13 protein-coding genes are annotated in these 17,488 nt (G+C 68.1%); 1 reads left to right on the top strand and 12 read right to left on the bottom strand.

Annotated features, from left to right (window positions below; all coding sequences use genetic code 11):
• The 4 genes from TSO5_RS02960 to TSO5_RS02945 all read right to left on the bottom strand — a co-directional run.
• Window positions 1–713 (bottom strand): hypothetical protein (locus TSO5_RS02960; RefSeq protein WP_199230790.1); only part of this gene is annotated, 713 nt, incomplete at its 3' end.
• Window positions 688–4,071 carry an AAA domain-containing protein gene (locus TSO5_RS02955; RefSeq protein WP_146203663.1) on the bottom strand — a complete coding sequence of 1,128 codons (3,384 nt, stop codon included), beginning with the start codon at window positions 4,069–4,071 and terminating at the stop codon, window positions 688–690. The genes TSO5_RS02955 and TSO5_RS02960, both read right to left, overlap by 26 nt.
• 377 nt (window positions 4,072–4,448) lie before the next feature.
• A complete protein-coding gene (locus TSO5_RS02950) occupies window positions 4,449–7,037 on the bottom strand; it encodes a DEAD/DEAH box helicase (RefSeq protein WP_109150164.1) in 2,589 nt (862 codons plus the stop codon).
• The gene (locus TSO5_RS02945; protein WP_146203661.1) at window positions 7,027–7,974 is read right to left on the bottom strand and encodes a DUF1837 domain-containing protein; all 948 of its coding nucleotides are present in this window, start codon (window positions 7,972–7,974) and stop codon (window positions 7,027–7,029) included. The genes TSO5_RS02950 and TSO5_RS02945 overlap by 11 nt, the downstream gene beginning before the upstream one ends.
• Window positions 7,975–8,894: 920 nt before the next feature.
• On the opposite strand from TSO5_RS02945, the gene TSO5_RS02940 reads away from it, so the two are divergent.
• Window positions 8,895–9,845: an MBL fold metallo-hydrolase gene (locus tag TSO5_RS02940; protein WP_109150163.1), complete on the top strand. Its 951-nt coding sequence runs from the start codon at window positions 8,895–8,897 to the stop codon at window positions 9,843–9,845.
• A 15-nt stretch (window positions 9,846–9,860) separates the two neighbouring features.
• Here TSO5_RS02940 and tyrS read toward each other — a convergent pair whose 3' ends face one another.
• The 8 genes from tyrS to TSO5_RS02900 form a co-directional block, all read right to left on the bottom strand.
• Complete coding sequence (gene tyrS / locus TSO5_RS02935; RefSeq protein WP_109150162.1) at window positions 9,861–11,108, bottom strand: tyrosine--tRNA ligase; 1,248 nt, start codon at window positions 11,106–11,108, stop codon at window positions 9,861–9,863.
• Between the two features lie 232 nt (window positions 11,109–11,340).
• A complete protein-coding gene (locus TSO5_RS02930) occupies window positions 11,341–11,934 on the bottom strand; it encodes a DUF882 domain-containing protein (protein WP_247870562.1) in 594 nt (197 codons plus the stop codon).
• A 198-nt stretch (window positions 11,935–12,132) separates the two neighbouring features.
• Window positions 12,133–12,960: a DNA repair protein RadC gene (gene radC / locus TSO5_RS02925; protein ID WP_247870561.1), complete on the bottom strand. Its 828-nt coding sequence runs from the start codon at window positions 12,958–12,960 to the stop codon at window positions 12,133–12,135.
• A gap of 192 nt (window positions 12,961–13,152) precedes the next feature.
• Entirely contained in the window at window positions 13,153–13,713 is a 561-nt protein-coding gene (locus tag TSO5_RS02920) for a cytochrome b (RefSeq protein ID WP_109150160.1), read from the bottom strand.
• A gap of 43 nt (window positions 13,714–13,756) precedes the next feature.
• The gene (locus tag TSO5_RS02915; protein ID WP_109150159.1) at window positions 13,757–13,975 is read right to left on the bottom strand and encodes a hypothetical protein; all 219 of its coding nucleotides are present in this window, start codon (window positions 13,973–13,975) and stop codon (window positions 13,757–13,759) included.
• Between the two features lie 119 nt (window positions 13,976–14,094).
• Window positions 14,095–15,519, bottom strand: coding sequence for an ATP-binding protein (locus TSO5_RS02910; protein ID WP_109150158.1), 1,425 nt, complete (start codon window positions 15,517–15,519; stop codon window positions 14,095–14,097).
• A complete protein-coding gene (locus tag TSO5_RS02905) occupies window positions 15,516–16,217 on the bottom strand; it encodes a response regulator transcription factor (protein ID WP_109150157.1) in 702 nt (233 codons plus the stop codon). The genes TSO5_RS02910 and TSO5_RS02905 overlap by 4 nt, the downstream gene beginning before the upstream one ends.
• A gap of 115 nt (window positions 16,218–16,332) precedes the next feature.
• Window positions 16,333–17,301, bottom strand: a complete 969-nt coding sequence (locus tag TSO5_RS02900; protein ID WP_109150156.1) for a tripartite tricarboxylate transporter substrate binding protein — start codon at window positions 17,299–17,301, stop codon at window positions 16,333–16,335.
• Between the last annotated feature and the right edge of the window lie 187 nt (window positions 17,302–17,488).

The raw sequence follows: 17,488 nt of genomic DNA, 5'->3' as shown, positions 1-17,488 counted from the left end.
GTGCGCGCGGCGGTGAGCTTGGCGATGACGTCGGCATGCTCCTTCGAGCCCCGTTCGACAGCCTCCTCGAGATCGGCTCGTTTGCGCTGCAGATCCTGCAGGATGGCGGCGGCCTCCTTCTGCTTGGCCGTCGCCTGCTGCTCCGCCTCCTGGGCGGCCTTCCGCCGAGCCTCGGCGTCGCGTGCGTCCTTCTCCGCGGCGACGGTGCTCCGCCGCAGTCCGTCGAGATCGCGCTCGAGGCTCTGCGCCTGCCGGCGGGCCGTCTCGATCTGCTGGACGAGCTGCTTGGACTCGGCCTCCGAAGCGGTTGCCGCGGCGCGGGCAGTCGTCTCCTGCTCCCGCGCGGTCTTCAGGCGCTGTGCGGCCTCGGCAAGCTGCCCCTCGAGCTGTCTGGCCTCGGCGCCGGCCCTCGCGGCTGCGGCATCCGCCTCGGCCTTCTCCTGGCGCAGACGCGCGACGTCCCGCTCGAGCGAGGAGCGATTGCGGACGAGATCCTCGTTGAGGGCGGTGAGCTGGGCGCGCTGTTCGACCCAGGCCCGGCGGGCGGCGCCGTCGGTCACGATGGCGGCGCCGGCGCCGGCGAGGCCGAGCGTGCCGAGCAGGCCGAGGCCGCACACCGCCTTGAAGAGGCGGGAGTGCCCGGCAAGGGCCCGGTCGGCTTCGCCGCGGACCGGCTCCCGTACGCCGTCAGAGTTCTCGTGCGACCCGTTCAACGCATCCCTCCATGTCCTCGCGAAGTTCATAGACCCAGAAACGGAGCACCTTCCAACCCAGCGACCGGAGCTGCAGGTCGCGGAAGTAGTCGGACTGCTTGCGGTTGCCGTCGATGTCCCGATGCCAGCGATCGCCGTCAACTTCGACGTCGATCATACGGCCGCCATCGATGATCCCCAGATCGAGGCGGCGACCGGCGACCGGGAACTGCGGCACCGTCGCGATGCCGCGTTCGAGCAGCGCGTCGTGGAAGCGCTTCTCCCAGGGCGAATCGAAGGTGCCGATGCGGTCGGCCGCGCGCCGGTTGCGCCGAGCGACAAGAGCTTGGACATGCCCGATGCCGCATGTCGCCGCGAAGTCGAGGTTGCCGAAGACGTGGCAGACGGCGCGAGCCCGGCTGACGGCGACGTTCACCAGGTTCGGCGTGGTGGCGACGAAGCCCTGGGAGCCGCGCGGCATGTCCGGGCCGAGGCAGAGGCTGAACACCATAAGGTCGCGCGCATCGCCCTGGAACTTGTGCGCGGTGGCGACGGTGAGATGGGCGGCTTCGCGGATGTCGGCCGGGATCTCGGCCTCGATACGGTCGCGCAGGCGCTCCGCCTGCGCGACGAACGGGGTGACGACGCCGACGGAGCCGCGGTAGCCCTGCTCGAGCAGCAGGGTGCGCAGGTGCGCGCAAACGGCGTCGGCCTCGGCTCGCGACCAGCAGCCGCTCGCCGCGGCGTTGATCGGTCCGACGACGGACGTCCAATGGAAACCCGGCGGCGTTCCGGGCGGCGGGCGGATCGCCGTCGGCGCGGTCAGCGCGCGCAGCCTCTGGCCGTAGAACGTGTCGCTGATGTAGTCGGCGATGTCCGAGTGGCAGCGGTAGTGGTCGCGCAGCAGATGCTGCCGTCCGCCCGCCGCGGCAACCAGATGGAACAGGCTGTTGGCGACGAAGCTGTAGCGGCCGATCCCCGGAGCGTACAGGCCGGCGGCGCGCAGCGCATCGACCTCCCAGGCATGGTCGACCTTGGTGATGTGCTTGAGCTGGGCGGGGTCGCCGACGACCACCACCGACCGGGCCCGTGCGAGCAGCGGGATGGCCGAGGCGATGTCGCACTGCGACGCCTCATCGATGATGAGGATGTCGAAGAGCCCGGGGATAAGCGGGATCTTGCTAGAGACGCCGAGGTTGGACACGGCCCAGAGCGGGAAGTGCCGGAAGATGAGCTCCCTGGCGCGCATCCAGAGATCGCGGTACTGCTCGGCGCCGGCGGCGCCGCCGCGTTGGTTGAGACCGACCTCGCCGCGCAGATCCGTCAGTTCGGCGCGGTCGGACGGATCGCACTCCACCATGGCGTCCACCAGTGTCCGCAGCGCCGCCGACGAACGGCTCCGGATGTTGGCGCCGTACTCGGCCAAGTCCGGCCGTTCCGTCGCATCGAACGCGCGCAGCTCCGCTTCGATGCGATCGCGTTCGGCCAGCGCGGCCCGCAGCCGGGCGCCCTTCCCGAAGGCGTCGCGCCAGGTCTCGAGATGCTCCTCGTCGAGGGACGCCGTCTCCGGGGGGCTCAAGCGGGCGACGGCGCGCATGAGAAGGTGGCGCACGAGGCGCCTCGGCAGGAGGCCCGCCCACCACGGCGTGCGGGAAAGGTCCGGGAGCTCCGGGGCGTTAAGCATCCATCCCGCCGCCTCGGCGCCGAGCTCGGCCTCGAGGGTCTCGATCTCCTCGACGATCCGCCCGAGAGCGTCGGCGACCGCGGCCTCGTCGTCGAGCCGGCGGCACGCCGCGACGCGAAGGTCGTCGAGGCGGCGGAGCTGATCGACCGCGTCGGCGAGGCGTTCCCGGCGTCCCGAGGCGGCGGGCCGCGCCATGATGGATTCGATGGCGCGCTCGAAGCTGAAGCCGGCCGTGTCGTCGTCGCTGTTGGCGCGGGCCAGGAGGGGTTTGTCGTCGACGAGGGCGCGGATGCGCTCCTCCACCGCGTCCAGGGCCTTGTGGTTCCGGCTTGCCAGGAGGACGCTGCGCCCCTCGAGCGCGGCGCAGGCCATGATCGCTGCGACCACCTGGGACTTGCCGGTTCCAGGCGGCCCGGTGACGACGGTCAACGGGCCGCGCAGGGCGTCCCGCAAAGCCGCGAGCTGGTCCTGGCCGAGCTCGATCGGTTCCGCCGCCGGCGGCGTCCGCGGAGCGTCGTCGTCGGCTTGGCGCTCTTCCGATGCCTCCGGGAACACGGCGGCCAGCGCGGTGGAGGACAGGTCGTGCTCGGACCATGCGGCGATCTCGCCGATCTCGCGCGCCGCGCCGCGGGCGAAGCGCAGCTCCGAGGGCAGGAAGATGCCCAGCAGGTTGTACATGCCAGCGCGGTCGGAGAGATCGAGGGCATCGGCGAGATGCGCCGGCCCGATGGGCGCCCGCACGTCCGGGGCGGCGAAGATCTGCGCGCGCTCCGCCACCGACCTCCAGTCCTGGAAGGGCGCGTCCGTGCCGTCCTCCGTCTCCTCGGACGCCGCCCAGCGGGCGAGATCGCTGGTGTCGCGGCCTCGGAAGCGCTGGTCCTTCAGCCAATCGGAGGCGAAGCGCGGGGGCTCGTCGGGGATGACGATCTCGAGCGCGTCCGCCGTGAGCGACCAGCCGCAGGCCATCGCGGTCACCGGAAGCACGAAAGACGGCGCGTCGTCGCCGCGCGGCCGGACGTAATGCACGGGATAGGCAAGCACCAGCGGTTCCGCCTTGCGCCGCGCCAGCCCCGCGAGGAACTCTTCGGGCAGGTGGACCCGCTCGATCCGCAGACGTCCTTCGCTGCCGAGCTCGGGCCACCACCGCCCCTGGGGGCGGCAGAACAGGAACTGCTTGCCGTAGCTCTCGGTGTTCCCGTTGGTATCACGCGATTCGTTGCGGACCAGGCACTCGCGGTAGAACGGCAAGAGCCGGCGCAGGATGCTCAGGCCATGCTCGATGGAGTCCGAGGCGTGGGGTTCCGGCGCGACTGGGCGCCGCCCGCTGGAGAACGCGACAGCGCCGCGGACGGCGATCAGGCGCTGGTCATCGGACCAGGCTGTGTCATGCGGAGCGTCACCGGCGCGCTTCGGGCCCAGTTCTCCGGCAATGGCGCCGCGCCACGTCCAACGTCGATCGGGAGCGATGCGGGCGAGACCGTCCCGCTGCAATCCAACGAGTTCCTCGGCGACCGCCGCCGCCGTGACGTCGAGACGAGCAGCGCGCAGGAAGCGTAGGATGCGGTGAAGAGTAAAGCCCTCAGGACGCCCTTCTAACGCCTGCCGTAGCGCGGATCTTATAACGTCAGGCCCGGAGTGGCCACGCCGTCCCGTCGACGCCGAAAGCGTCTTCTCGACGTCGATCAGCGTCGCCATTGATCTCATCCTTACTCATAGTGCCGACTCCTGAGCGTCCTCTACTATTATAGAACAACATTTCCGTGTCTACCACTTTAGAAGGAATTAGCCGAAAACCCAAATTTCAAGGCTGTAACTTGGTCTGAACTGTGGCGGAATCTGCTAACGGGCGCTCTTGAAGTTCTGAAAGCGGTTTCCCAGCAGCTTGGCTGCTCACGACAGGATAGTCGCGCGGCCCTAGCGGGAAGAAGAGAATCGCTGGCAGCAGGTTGGTGGCAGACATCTTCGACAGGAATTAGGTAAAATTGACCTTCGCTTCCGAGCGGCCGAAGTCGCCCTTCAGCAGCGTGACCAAGGCGAGCAATTTCAGAGAGCGCCACCAGTGATGCATCACTTCAGGCCGCTTGAAGGGCGCGCTTGATCTCTTTGATAATGATCGGCGACATGCCCAAAACATCCAGATCCTGTGTCTGCACCCAAGCCTTGGCCTCGACGGGCCCCATGTTCTGGCGGGCTGCCTCTCTGGCGAGCGTGCGCGCGGAGATACGCGAGAGTCCCATGCCGATGAACGACATCATCGTCTGAGAGCACGCGCCGACCTCCATGAACATCGGGATCGGCACAATTCGTTCCGCGAGTTCGGTATAGCTCTTTGCGATCAGCGCCCGCTTGAGCAGTGTGTTGTAGCAGCCGGTCAGTCGGACGTAGGTGAAGCGGACCTCCTCCTCGATCGTCTTGAGCGTGGTGAGGATCGCCTTGGCGATGGTGTACCCCTCGTTCCGCTTCAATTCATAGTCGAAGTGGGCGTCGATGATCTGCGGCAGGGGATCGCCGCGCATCCAGGGGTGGGCGAAGACTGCGGCCCGGAGATGGCGCTTGTCGCCAGTGGGCCATTGGAAAATGTGGGTGTGGCATCGCTTAAAGATGGCCACCAAGCTCTCGTACGCACCCGGGCTGAGCGGGTGTACAGGCATTAGGTACTCGGGGCCCTTCTTGGCGATTTTCGCCAGCATGTAGTCGTACAGCCGCTGCTGCCGGTACACTGAAACCGTGGGACTTGCCCGGACCACGTCGTCCTCCAGTCGGACGAGCCGCTCCGCCTCCCGCAGCGCCTTGGAGAGGTCGACGCGCACCTCGGACTGGGGCGGCACCTCCAGGCGGTCCAGCGTCTCGCCGAGGTGTCCGGCGCGATGATCGCCGTAGAGCTTCGTGAAGGTGTTCTCGAACTCGTCGGTGCCCGAGCGGTCCGGCTTCCTATCGGGATCTCCGATGTAGGTGATCAGCTCGTCCGCCCTCTCGTGCACGTGCTCTTCCAGCGTCGGGCGGATCGCCACCTCGCGCTCTCCGGCCAGGGGCTGGCTGGGCCACTGGTCGTAGTCGATGAGGTAGACGTCACCTTCGAACTCCTTGCCCAGCCTTCCGGCGCGGCCCGCCAGGTTCCAGAAGTCTACGGGTCCGAGAGGGGTCTCGTTGCCGCGGCGCGGCCGGTTGAGGAACAAGCTGCGGGCGGGGAGATTGAGCCCGTGCAGTAGCGTACTGGTGCTGACCAGGAACTTCAGCTCGCCGCCGCGGAATGCGTCCTCGATCGACCGCCGCAGCAGGGGCGGCATGGCGCCGTAATGGAAGCCGACTCCGCTCAGGACGGTCTCGGCCAGGGCGTACTTGGGATGCACGCTCTCCTTGACGAAGGCCGACAGCTGCCGGCGCTCCGCGCTAGGTTCCGGCGAGCCCGCGGCCTCGGCCCGCGCGGTCTCAAGCTGCATGAGACCGGTCGCCAAGCTCTGGCAGTCCGCCGGTCCCTTGGCGTAGACGAGGCTCTGGCCGCTTTGGCCGAAGAGGTTGGCGAGATGGACCGTCGCCTGCTTGACCCCGGTCAGGTCGTCGTCGGTGGTCAGCTCGCCGAGCGGCTGCTTCGCTCCACCCATGCTGAGCGAGACCCGGACGCGGCGGGGGTCCGCGCCGGCCGTGTCCAGGTGGATCAGGTTCTGCGCCACCGCGATGTCGCGGCTCTTGTGGTGGCGGTAGTTCTTCAGGCCGAACAGGCGGCCGAAGATCTGCGGGTTGGAGACGTTGGGGCTGGCGAAGAACATCTGGACCGCCGCGTTCCGCCGCGTGAGCTCCTCCAGGACGGCGGTGAGGATCACGCCGCGCCCGCCGTCGCCGATGGCCTGCGCCTCATCAACGATCACCAGATCGAAGGCGGCATCAGGATGGTTCGTGAGGATCAGCTGCAGCCGCTCCTGCGTCATCACGAATAGGGCATCGGCCGGGACCGGCTGGTCGGCTGCCAGCGGCACGGTGACGACGCCGACCTCGTCGGTGCCGTCGCTGCGCAGCGCGGCGACGAGCTCTCCGGACACCTGGTTGATCAACGCGCGGGTCGGGACGATGTAGACCACCCGCGGCCGTGGCGGAGCAGCCCACAGCCGTCGGATGAAGGCCTGGAGCAGGAAGCTCTTGCCGGCCGACGTCGGCGCCGAGGCGCCGAGCGATGCGCCCTCGTCGAGCGCGCTCCAGACATTCCGCTGGAAGTCCGTGAGCACGATCTCGGATGAGCCGAGGGGCGTGTGCCGCACCGTCACGGTGTTGCCGATCAACCGGTGGCCGGCCTCGATCGCCACCGGGAGCGGCAGCCCTTCGGGGGCGTGCACCGATCCACGGCTGAATTCGATTGCCGGGAAGTTCCCCAGCCGCGACAGAACCACGTACAGCAGCTGGGGAAGGCGATCGTACGCCTCGGCGTACAGCGTGTACATCGCCGTCGCGATCCGATAGGCGGCCTCCTTGTGGGGCGGCGCCGCGGACTGCGCGAGCACGGCGGCGGACTGCAGGAGGCGGGCGAGCGTACCCTCGTCGAGCGCCTCCGCGCCATCCGGGGTGGCGTCACCCAGGGTGGAGCGCCGGACGCGGGCCGCGACCAGGGTCAGGAGCTCCTGCTGGAACCTGGGGTTCGCCCAGATCCGGCCAGCCAGCTCATTCAGCATTGCCGATCCCCGTGTGCTTGAAGAACGCGGTGCGGAACGCCTTCACGGACGGGAAGGGGATCAGGAAGAACTCGAAGTTCACCACCTCCATCCCATCGGCGACGAGTCTCCGCCGCAGCAGCTCGATGGCTTCGACTGCGCGCTGATCGAAGAGCTTCCGGAATTCCTCCTCCACCTGGTCCGGATGGAGCTTCCGCAGCTGTTCGTACCGGCTGTAGTCGAATCCAACGAAGCAGGCGAACACATGCCTCCGCTTGTTGGCCTTGTTCGAATAGGGATCGAGGTACTCGAGCAGGGCGTCGCGCAGCGCCTGTTGATCGTCGCCGAGATCCATGTGATCGCGGACGATGTCGATCTCCCGCTTCTGCTTGCCAGCATCCTCCTGGAAGTCCCGCACCGACTTGAAGACGGCGTCCAGCGCGTCCGGCAGGTCGCCATAGAGCTTGGACTCGCCCCAGTACAGCAGCAGCGTCTCGCCGTCGTCGTGGAGCCCGACATGGATACCATCCGTGCCATGCACCGGCATCTCCGCGGACGTCTTGAGGTACATCTTGGAGATTAGCTGGGGCGCCCGTAGGGCCCACTCCAGGAGCACGAACAGGATCAACTCGCCGGGCTCGCCGGCCTTCTTCTGCTGCTCCTTGGCCCTGATGAACAGATCGCGCGCCTTCTCGAACTGCTCCAACACCAAGCGCTCGGCTTCATCGGAATCGGCGAGGATCTGCGCACGCACGTGCATGCGCTCCCGCCGCGGGATACAGAACGTCACCATGCGATGCTTCAGGTATAGAACGAACTGGTCGATCGTCGGGAGGCCATCCTGGAAGGCGAGATAGTAGAAGCTGGCCTGCACCCGCGGGAAGCCATCGACGGAGAGGCGGGACACCTTGCGCACCCGCGCGTTGAACGTATCGTGCTTTCCGGTAAGGCTGTTCAAGGCCTCATCAAGACTTAGGGACTCATCCTTGACAGCCGTGTCCGACACGTTGGACCACCATCCTGTTAGATATGCGCGTGCTTAACCTCTATAACGAGCATCGCGCAACTTGAAACTCTCCGATGAATAGGCCGTACCTGTAGCTGCGTATCAAGGGGGATCGCCCTCCCATTGTCCTTGATGGACGTCAACAGACCTCGCCTCTTCACCGCAACAGACGCCTCCTTCAAGGTGGAGAGCGCACCAGCTTGTGGATCAAAACCGACAGCCGGACGTTGTTCGACATTCTGGAGGCGGTTGCCCTGCCGTAGATGCCCGGTGACGAAGCTCGCATGTGTCGGACGTGCTTGAGGGCGGCTCCGACCGCGCTGTCGTCGGGGTGGTGCCGCTGTTTCGCATGGATAGGAATTGAGAGGCGGCGGATACCACCGTGCTGTCTCCGGAGGTTACCTGGCCGTATTCATGGCCGTCCCGCGGAAGCAGCAAAGCGCATACATAGTCAAGCATAGCTGCCCGGTGTTCTCCGCGATTCCAGAAGCGGAATCGGCGTATCGGTTCCACTTGCATGCAGGTCGTGTAAGCTCACGCCCCATTCAGTCTCCTGCTTGCTTATCAACCGCATTAGTCTTCAGCATTTCTGCGAACTTTATTGCATCGATATCGTAGGGGTCACACCGCCACTGGCGGCAGAGTCAACTCTCGGTGGCTTCGCGCCCCCGCAACCAAATCAACAAAATGCCCGCCTCCGCAAGGAGCGCGGGCTTTTTGCTGTTCATGGTCTCCAGCGGTACAGGTGCCATTCCAGCCCCGCAAACGCATTGCATGGTTTCAGATGCAACGATATGGTTGGCCCAACCGATCAATGATGGTCGCGCCACCTTGAGGGTTGGGGGCGTCGGCCGCGCCTGTGGAGAAACCGGATGTCCAAGAACTTCGCCTCGCACGCCGACCTGGACGAGAAGACCGTCAGCTTCGACAAGCTGTCGGACAACGCCTATGCCTACACGGCGGAGGGCGATCCCAACACCGGTATCGTCATCGGTGACGATGCGGTGATGGTGATCGACACCCAGGCGACTCCGGTGATGGCTCAGGACGTTATCCGCCGCATCCGCGAGGTCACCGACAAGCCGATCCGCCATGTGGTTCTGTCGCATTACCATGCGGTGCGCGTTCTCGGCGCGTCGGGCTATGCGCCGGAACAGATCATCGCCAGCGAGGACACCCGCGACCTGATCGTCGAGCGCGGCGAGGCCGACATGGCGAGCGAGATCGGCCGCTTCCCCCGCCTGTTCCGCGCCGTCGAATCGGTGCCCGGCCTGACTTGGCCGACCATCACCTTCCGCGGCCACATGACGATGTGGCTTGGATCACTGGAGGTGCAGTTGCTGCAACTCGGCCGTGGCCACAGCAAGGGTGACACGGTGGTGTGGCTGCCGCAGCAGAAGATCCTGTTCTCCGGCGACCTCGTCGAATATGGCGCCACCCCCTATTGCGGCGACGCCTATTTCACCAACTGGCCGGCGACGCTCGACGCCATCGCCGCGCTGAAGCCGGAAAAGCTGGTGCCCGGCCGCGGCGCCGCCCTGACCACGGCGGAGCAGGTGCAGGAAGGGCTGCGCGGCACCCGCGCCTTCACCAGCGAGTTGTTCGAACTGGTGAAGCAGGGCGTGGCTCAGGGCAAGGACCTGCGGACCATCTACAAGGACACCTATGCCGTGCTGAAGCCGAAGTTCAGCCAGTGGGTGATCTTCGACCACTGCATGCCCTTCAACGTCACCCGCGCTTATGACGAGGCGACCGGCCACGTCGATCCCCGCATCTGGACCGCCGAGCGAGACATGGAGATGTGGCGCCAGCTGGAGGGCTGACGCCACCGTTTCCCATCAGGCGGTGACGATCAGGCGGATATGGCGCTTGCGGCCGGCCGACAGGACGGCCGGTGCGGTGAGCGTCGCCGCCTCGTCCGTCACCGGCCGGCCGTCCAGACGGGCGCCGCCTTCGCGGATCAGACGGCGCGCCGCTCCCTTGGAGGCCGACAGGCCAGCCGCCACCAGCGCATCGACCAGCGGCACGCCGTCGGTCCCCTCCGCAAGCCGCAGAGTGACCTCCGGCAGGCCGTCGCCATCGGCGGCGAAGGGGCTGCCGGCGGCCGAGGCTGCCCGGTCTGCCTCGGCCGCGCCATGGCACAGGCGGGTGGCCTCCGTCGCTAGGATGATCTTCGCCTCGTTGATCTCGGCGCCTTCCAGCCGCTCCAGCCGGGCGATCTCGTCCAGCGGCAATTCGGTGAACAGACGCAGGAAGCGGCCGACGTCGGCATCCTCGGTGTTGCGCCAGAACTGCCAGAAGTCGAAGGGCCTCAGCGCGTCGGCGTTCAGCCACACCGCACCTCCGGCGGTCTTGCCCATCTTGGTGCCCGACGCGGTGGTCAGCAGAGGCGTGGTCAGGCCGAACAGCTCGCGCCGCTCGACCCGGCGGGCCAGCTCGATGCCGTTGACGATGTTGCCCCACTGGTCCGATCCGCCCATCTGCAGCAGGCAGCCGTGGCGCCGCGACAGCTCCAGGAAATCATAGGCCTGGAGGATCATGTAGTTGAACTCCAGGAAGGTCAGCGGCTGTTCGCGCTCCATCCGCTGGCGCACCGACTCGAAGCTCAGCATGCGGTTGATGGTGAAATGGCGGCCGATGTCGCGCAGGAAGGGCACGTAGTCGAGCCCGTCCAGCCAATCGGCATTGTCGACCATGACGGCATCAGTGGGGTTGTCCCCGAAGGTCAGGTACTGGCCGAAGACACTGCGCAGACCGGCGGCATTCTCGGCGATCTGGGCGTCGTCCAGCATCGGCCGCGTGGTATCGCGGAAGCTGGGATCGCCGATCCTGGTGGTGCCGCCGCCGATCAGGACGATCGGGCGGTTGCCGGTGCGCTGAAGCCAACGCAGCGCCATGATCGACAGCAGATGCCCGACATGCAGGCTGGCCGCCGTGGCGTCGAAGCCGACATAGGCGGCCAGCACCCCGCCCGGTGCCGCGGCGGCGAGGCCCGACAAATCGTCGGCCGGGTCGCTGCATTGGTGGAGAAAGCCGCGCTCGCGCAGGATGCGCAGGAAGTCGGCGGCATTGGAGTTGGTCGGCATCGTGACGTCTCTACGGTTGGCCGGGCCGTCCGGAGACTGTCTCTGTCGCGTGAGAGAACCATGGCCGCCGGACTTGCGACGGCATGGTTTCGGGTATGACCGATCGACGCCGCGCTATGCGAGCGGCGGATAATACATCGGGGCAGTGAGGGCGATGCGGTCGGTCATGGCGGCAGTCCTACCTGGGGATGCCGGAAAGATCCACCCCCATCAGGTCAATGCAGGTCCCCGCTCACCGCCGCCCGAGCATCTGGCGGCGGGCAAGCGCGCGGTGGAGCTGCATGCGCTGGGACACGCTGCGCAGGCGGGGGCTGCGGGCGCCGGGGGCGAACAGCCCGTCCAGATTCTGGCCGAACATTTCCCAACTGCGCAGCGGGCCGGTGTCGATGTGCAGGAAATGCGAGCGTGGATACCAGCCGACGCCGCCGCGCTTGAGGTCCAGCGCGCTGCGGTGCGCGTCGGGCAGGCGCGACGGCAAGGTGACATCCAGGGCGCGGCCCAGCAGATGCTGGCTGTGTTCCGCCACACCCAGGCTGCGGGCGGCGAGCATGGCGTTGGTTTCCGGCGTGCGAAAGGCCGACAGGATGGTCGCCTTGGACTGGCCCACCGCCTCCAGGATGTCGGCCAGGAAGTCGAGCGTGCCGACGTCGACCGGCCCTTCCTTGTTGGCGCGGTGGTCGCGCAGGAACTTGGCGAGATCGGCCATCGCGTCGGGCAGCGGGCCGGAGGCGTCGCGATAGGGCCCGTCGAAGGATTCGCCGGTGTTCTGGTTCTTCAGGCTGAGACGGCGCGGCGCGGCGGGGGCGGCCAGAGCGCGGTCGGACATCAGAACCAGCGCTCCGCACCCGATCAACAGGCTGCGGCGCTTCATGGATAAGGGCGAGGAGGACATGCGGTCGGTCGATTCCTTCGGCGGGGCACCGTCAGGTCAACAAAATGGCGACCGATTCGCAAATGCAAAGTGGCGGCGCATGGCGCGGCTGCATGAGAAGCGGGAGAAGGGGGAAGCGGGAGAGCCGGGCTTTCACAGCAGGCGTTGCGCCTTGAAGCTGGTGTGGCGGCCGCCCTTGCCGATCACCAGATGGTCGTGGACGACGAGACCGACGGCATTGCCGGCGCGGACGATCTCCTTGGTCATCTCGACATCGGCGCGGCTGGGGGTGGGGTCGCCGGAGGGGTGGTTGTGGACGAGGATCACGGCGGCGGCCGACAACTCCAGCGCCCGCTTCACCACCTCGCGCGGGTAGACTGGGGTGTGATCGATGGTGCCGCGCTGCTGCACCTCGTCGGCGATCAGCTTGTTCTTGCGGTCGAGGAACAGCAGGCGGAACTGCTCCGTCGGCTCATGCGCCATGGCGGCGGCGCAATAATCGATCAGCGCCTGCCAGGAGGCGAGAACCGGCCGGTCGATCACCCGCTGCTGCAGGGCGCGCAGGGCCGCCGCCCCGACGATGCGCACGGTGGCGACGGCGTTGTCGGTGCCGAGCGTCACGCCCTCCGCCTTCAGGCCGCGCAGCCGCTCGGGCGGGGCGTTGACCACCCCCCACAGGTCGCCGAAGGTGCGGATCAGCAGCTTTGCCAGCGGCTTCACGTCGCGCCGCGGGCTGGCGGCGAACAGCACCATCTCCAGCAGCTCGTAATCCTCCAGCGCGTCGGCGCCGCGGTCGAGGAAGCGGCGGCGCAGCCGGTTGCGGTGGTCGAGGTAATGGGGATCGCCGTCCTCCGCCCCGTCCTCCGTCCCGCCGTCCGGGTCGGCGGGCACGGAGCCGGTGGCAACGGTGGAGGGATCGATCCGGGACGACGGCAGGTCCGGGAGAGGCAGGAGGCCGGCGGTCAGGCCGGCATCGTCCATCTGCGCGCCGCCGTCCTTGCCCGCCGTTCCGCGCGCCTTCCGGCCGCGTCCCCCCGAAGCCTGTCCTGCCGTCCTGTGTCCTGCCATCGGTCATCGCCATGCATCTGTATGGAGACGACTATAGCGTCTGAACGCGCGAGCGCACAGGGGTCGCGCTCGCGCGGATGGGGAAAGCCGTGGGGCGCCCCTGGTTCAGTCGGCGAGGCCGTGCTGTTCGCTACCCCGGCCGGGCAACATGCGGGTCAGGACGTTGTCGCGGCGGACGAAGTGGTGCCACAGGGCCGCCGCCGCATGAACCGCGGCGAGCGCCAGGATCAGGTTGGCGCCAAGCTCGTGGATATCCTTCACCGAGCGGCCCAGCGTGCGGTCGGCCTCGACGGGGGAGGGGATGGTGAACAGGCCGAAGAAGGACAGCGTGTCGCCGCGCAGCCAGGTCAGCACCACCCCGACCAGCGGAATGCCCAGCATCAGGAGGTAGAGCCCGAGATGGACGGCCTGGGAGGCGCCGCGTTCGACCGGCGTCATCTCCGGCGGCAGGGCGGGCGTGCCGCGGGTGAAGCGCAGCCCGATCCGGGCCAGCACCAGCCCCAACAACAACAGGCCGAAGGAAATGTGCAGCCACCAGATCGTGGCGCGCATCGGATCCCCGCGTTCATAGAAGTCCTCGCCGAAGGTCAGCAGATAGACGCCAACGATCAGAAGGGCGATCAGCCAGTGCAGGGTTTTCTGGGTTGCGCTGTAGGTGTTGGGCATCGGACGGACTCCTGTGGAAGGGCGGCGTTGATCGCGCCTCCATTCAGGCGGTGATGTTCAGGGTGCGGCCGCGGTTGGGGTCGGCGGGCAGGCTGGGAGCGGACCCGCGCGACTCGGCGGCCTTGGCGGCGGCGCTCTCGGTCGTGTCGTTGTCCCGGTCGCCGTCGCTGTCGATCCCGGTGGGGGCCGGCGTGGAAGCGGGACGGCTCTGCAGCGGCGACGGCATCGACGGCAGGGTGGCGGAGGACGTGGCGGACAGCATTGGCGGTTATCCTGGCAAGAGCGGTGGAGCAAGAGCGGTGAGGGGCCGGGGCCGGTCATGCCGGCGCGGCTGGGGAGGGACAGTCCCCACCGGTCTATCCTGCCAAGCTTACATGTGGCTTACGGGGCGCCGGAGACAGCTGGGATCGGGCGTCCTGCGTCGGTTCGCCGCTGCATAGGCGGAAAGTGCAGGGTGAAGCTGGCGCCGCCGCCGGGGGTGTCTTCGACCGAGACGCTGCCGCCATGCGCCGCCATCGTGCGGGCGACGATGGACAGGCCCAACCCGGCACCTTTGGAGCCGTCGGCGCGGTCCCGGCCGCCCTGCCAGAAGCGTTCGAACACATGGGCGCGCAGGTCCGGCGGAATGCCGGGGCCGCGGTCGATCACCCGCAGCACCGGCTCGCCGGCGGCCGAAACCGCCAGCTCGACGCTGACCGTGCTGCCGGCGGGGGCATGGCAGACGGCGTTTTCCACCAGATTGCGCAGGGCGCGGAACAGCGGGTCATGGGCGCCGCGCACCGGCAGCGGCCGGTCGTCGCCGACCACCTCGATCAGGCGCCCCTGCCCAAGCGCCAGTGGGGCGAGGTGGGCCGAGACCTCCACCGCAAGCCGGGCCAGATCGACCGTTGCGTCGGGGGCGATGCGCAGGGCGTCCAGCCGGGCCAGATCGAGCAGCTGGTCCACCAGCCGGGCCATGCCGGCGACATCCTCGCGGATCGGGGCGCCGGGGGTGCCGATCAGCGCCAGATGGGCGTCCAGCACCGCCAGCGGCGTGCGCAGCTCGTGCGCGGCGTCGGCGATGAAGCCGCGTTGCGCCTCGTAGCCGGCCTCCAGCCGGTCCAGCGCCTGGTTGACCGCGCGGACCAGGGGCAGGACCTCGCGCGGCATGCCCTGTTCCGGCAGCCGTTCCGACACGCTGTCCGGCCCGATGGCGGCGGCGCGGGCCGACGCGCGGCGCAGGGGGCGCAGGCCGCGATGGATGATGACGAGGTTGACCAGGATCAGCACCAGGGCGAAGGGCAGCCAGATCCAGCCGAAATGCTCGATGAACTCCTCCAGCAGCCATTCGATGTGCAGTTCCTCCTCGCCGGAGGCGACCTGGATCCAATAGGGCTGGCCGCCGACGGTGATGCGGTGGCTGAGGCCGTAGAGCGGCGGTTCACCGTCCTGCGCCGGCACGCGGAAGACGCTGCGCGGCCGGTCCGTCGCGCTGGGGTCGAGCGGGCCGTCCACCCCGTCGGAGCCGAGCAGCAGCCGGCCATCCCCGTCGACCACGGCGAAGGAGGCGGCATTCACCCGCAGCATGGCGCGGACCGACTCGGGCAGGTCGGTGTTCAGCCTGTCGTCGGGCCCGCGGATCGCCTTGTCGATCACACGGACGACGCCGGACAGGGTCCGCTGGCGCATGCGGTCGTGCGTGCCCTTGAACTCGACATAGAGCAGCAGCGCCGTGGTGGCGACCGCCAGCAGCGTGACCAGCACCAGCCAGCGGGCGATGGCCGCCAGCAGGGACGGCGGGCGGCTTTCAGTCGTGCCGGCGCTCATTCGCCGCTCTCCCCGCCGGCCTCCGCCGGGGTTTCGGTCAGGATATAGCCGATGCCGCGCAGGGTCTGGACGCCGGCCGTCGCACCGGCGGTCTGCAGCCGCTTGCGCAGCCGGTGGATCAGCACCTCGACCGCGTTCGATCCGACCTCGTCGCCGAAGCCGTAAAGGCCGTTTTCCAGCGCCGCCTTCGACACCACCCGGCCGGCGCGGCGCAGCAGAAGCTCCAGCGCGTCAAGCTCGCGCCGGCTGAGGTCCAGCGGCCGGCCGGCGACGGTCGCCAGCCGGGCGGCCGAATCGAAGGCGACGTTGCCCTGCTGCAGCACCATGCCCAGCGCCGCCCCCGGCCGGCGCAGCAGGGCGCGGATGCGGGCCACCAGTTCCTCCAGCGCGAAGGGCTTCAGCAGATAGTCGTCGGCCCCCAGGTTCAGGCCCCTGACCCGCTCGTCCACCCCATCGCGGGCGGTCAGGATCAGCACCGGGGTGGTGTCGGCCCGCGCCCGCAGCGCCGACAGCAGGGTCAGCCCGTCGGCGTCGGGCAGGCCGAGGTCGAGCAGGACGGCGTCGAAACCGGCGACCGCCAGGGCGGCCGACGCATCCTCCGCGCTGTGGACGAGGTCGACGGCGAATCCGGCCTTGCGCAGCCCCTCGGCGGTCAGGGACGCCAGCCGGCGGTTGTCTTCGATCAGCAGAAGCCGCAAGGGGAAATTCCGGAACCGTGGGCGGGATGCGGTGGCCGCGACTTTCCGCCTTTTGCCCGGCGACTTCAAGCAAGGCCCTACAAGGACAGGGGCGGGCGGTGGAACTGTCCGGCGCCTACCTCAGCCAGGGGGCGGTGGCCCACAGGTCGCGCAGGTTCTTGGTCGATCTGGTCAGTTCGGCGGCGTACTGGTCGGGAGGCAGCAGGCGGAGAGGCTGATACAACTCCTTCATTCTGGCCTGGAACGCCGGATCGTCGGCGGTGCCGGCCAGGGCGTCGATCAGCCTTGCCCGCACCTCGGGCGGCAGCCCCCGCGGGGCGGCGATGCCGCGCAGCGACGACATCAGTGTGGGAAAGCCCTGCTCCGTGAAGGTGGGGATGTCCGGCGCCTGCGGCTGCCGCTGCTCGGTCATCACGCCCAGGATGCGGATGCGGTCCTTCTTCTTGTACTGCATCGCCTCGCCGACATTCACGCCGCTCAGCATGATCTTCTTGTTGGCCAAAGCCGCTTCGTTGGCGGCGGCGCCCTGGAAGGGCACATGGGTGAAGGTCACGCCGGCCTGGCGCTGGAACATCAGCATCGCCAGATGGTCGTCGGACCCGATGCCGGTGGTGCCGACCGTCACGCTGTCGGGGTTGGCTTTGGCGAAGGCGGCGACGTCGGCCAGCGAGCGGAACGGGCTGTCCTGATGGACCGCAAAGGCGCCGGGATCGTCCACCAGATTGTAGAGCGGGTCGAGCCGGTCCAGCGAATAGCGGGCCTGGCGTTCGATCGGGATGGCGTTGACGTTGGGCGAGTTGATGGCGCCGATGGTGTAGCCGTCGGGAGCAGCGTCGGCGATGGCGGCGAAGCCGATCTCGCCGCCGGCGCCGGGCTTGTTCACCACCTCGATCCGGGCGCCGTTGCCCAGATGCCGTTCAAGAAAGGGTACCAGCGTACGGACCAGCAGATCGGTGCCGCCGCCCGTGCCGAATGCGACGATCATCGTGATCGGCTTCTCCGGATAGGCCGCCCGGGCATGCGTCGCCGACAGGAACAGAGCGCCGGCCACGGATGCCAGGGTCAGAGCTTTCCAGAACGTCATGGTCCCCCCTTCGACAATGCACCGTGCGGGCGGGCCGGAGGTAGCTTGCCGTGCGGCAAGGGGCGGCATCCGGGCCGATTCGGTACAAAACGGCAGCCATTCCGGCGGGTTCGCTGTAATCGCGCATGGCGACGGTCCGGCTGCCGCGGAATATCTGGGATTGTTCCTAATTCAGCAAGAACAATCC

Source organism: Azospirillum sp. TSO5, assembly GCF_003116065.1.
In the GTDB taxonomy this organism is placed as follows: Bacteria; Pseudomonadota; Alphaproteobacteria; order Azospirillales; family Azospirillaceae; genus Azospirillum.
The sequence above is the reverse complement of the archived record's forward strand: the minus strand, read 5'-3'. Positions and strand labels throughout refer to the sequence as shown.

Coding starts and splice junctions, on each gene's coding strand:
- TSO5_RS02950 (WP_109150164.1), bottom strand. CDS start 7,037: ATGCTGAATGAGCTGGCTGGCCGGATCTGGGCGAACCCCAGGTTCCAG.
- TSO5_RS02940 (WP_109150163.1), top strand. CDS start 8,895: ATGTCCAAGAACTTCGCCTCGCACGCCGACCTGGACGAGAAGACCGTC.
- TSO5_RS02910 (WP_109150158.1), bottom strand. CDS start 15,519: ATGAGCGCCGGCACGACTGAAAGCCGCCCGCCGTCCCTGCTGGCGGCC.
- TSO5_RS02920 (WP_109150160.1), bottom strand. CDS start 13,713: ATGCCCAACACCTACAGCGCAACCCAGAAAACCCTGCACTGGCTGATC.
- TSO5_RS02900 (WP_109150156.1), bottom strand. CDS start 17,301: ATGACGTTCTGGAAAGCTCTGACCCTGGCATCCGTGGCCGGCGCTCTG.
- TSO5_RS02915 (WP_109150159.1), bottom strand. CDS start 13,975: ATGCTGTCCGCCACGTCCTCCGCCACCCTGCCGTCGATGCCGTCGCCG.
- radC (WP_247870561.1), bottom strand. CDS start 12,960: ATGGACGATGCCGGCCTGACCGCCGGCCTCCTGCCTCTCCCGGACCTG.
- TSO5_RS02955 (WP_146203663.1), bottom strand. CDS start 4,071: ATGGCGACGCTGATCGACGTCGAGAAGACGCTTTCGGCGTCGACGGGA.
- tyrS (WP_109150162.1), bottom strand. CDS start 11,108: ATGCCGACCAACTCCAATGCCGCCGACTTCCTGCGCATCCTGCGCGAG.
- TSO5_RS02930 (WP_247870562.1), bottom strand. CDS start 11,934: ATGTCCGACCGCGCTCTGGCCGCCCCCGCCGCGCCGCGCCGTCTCAGC.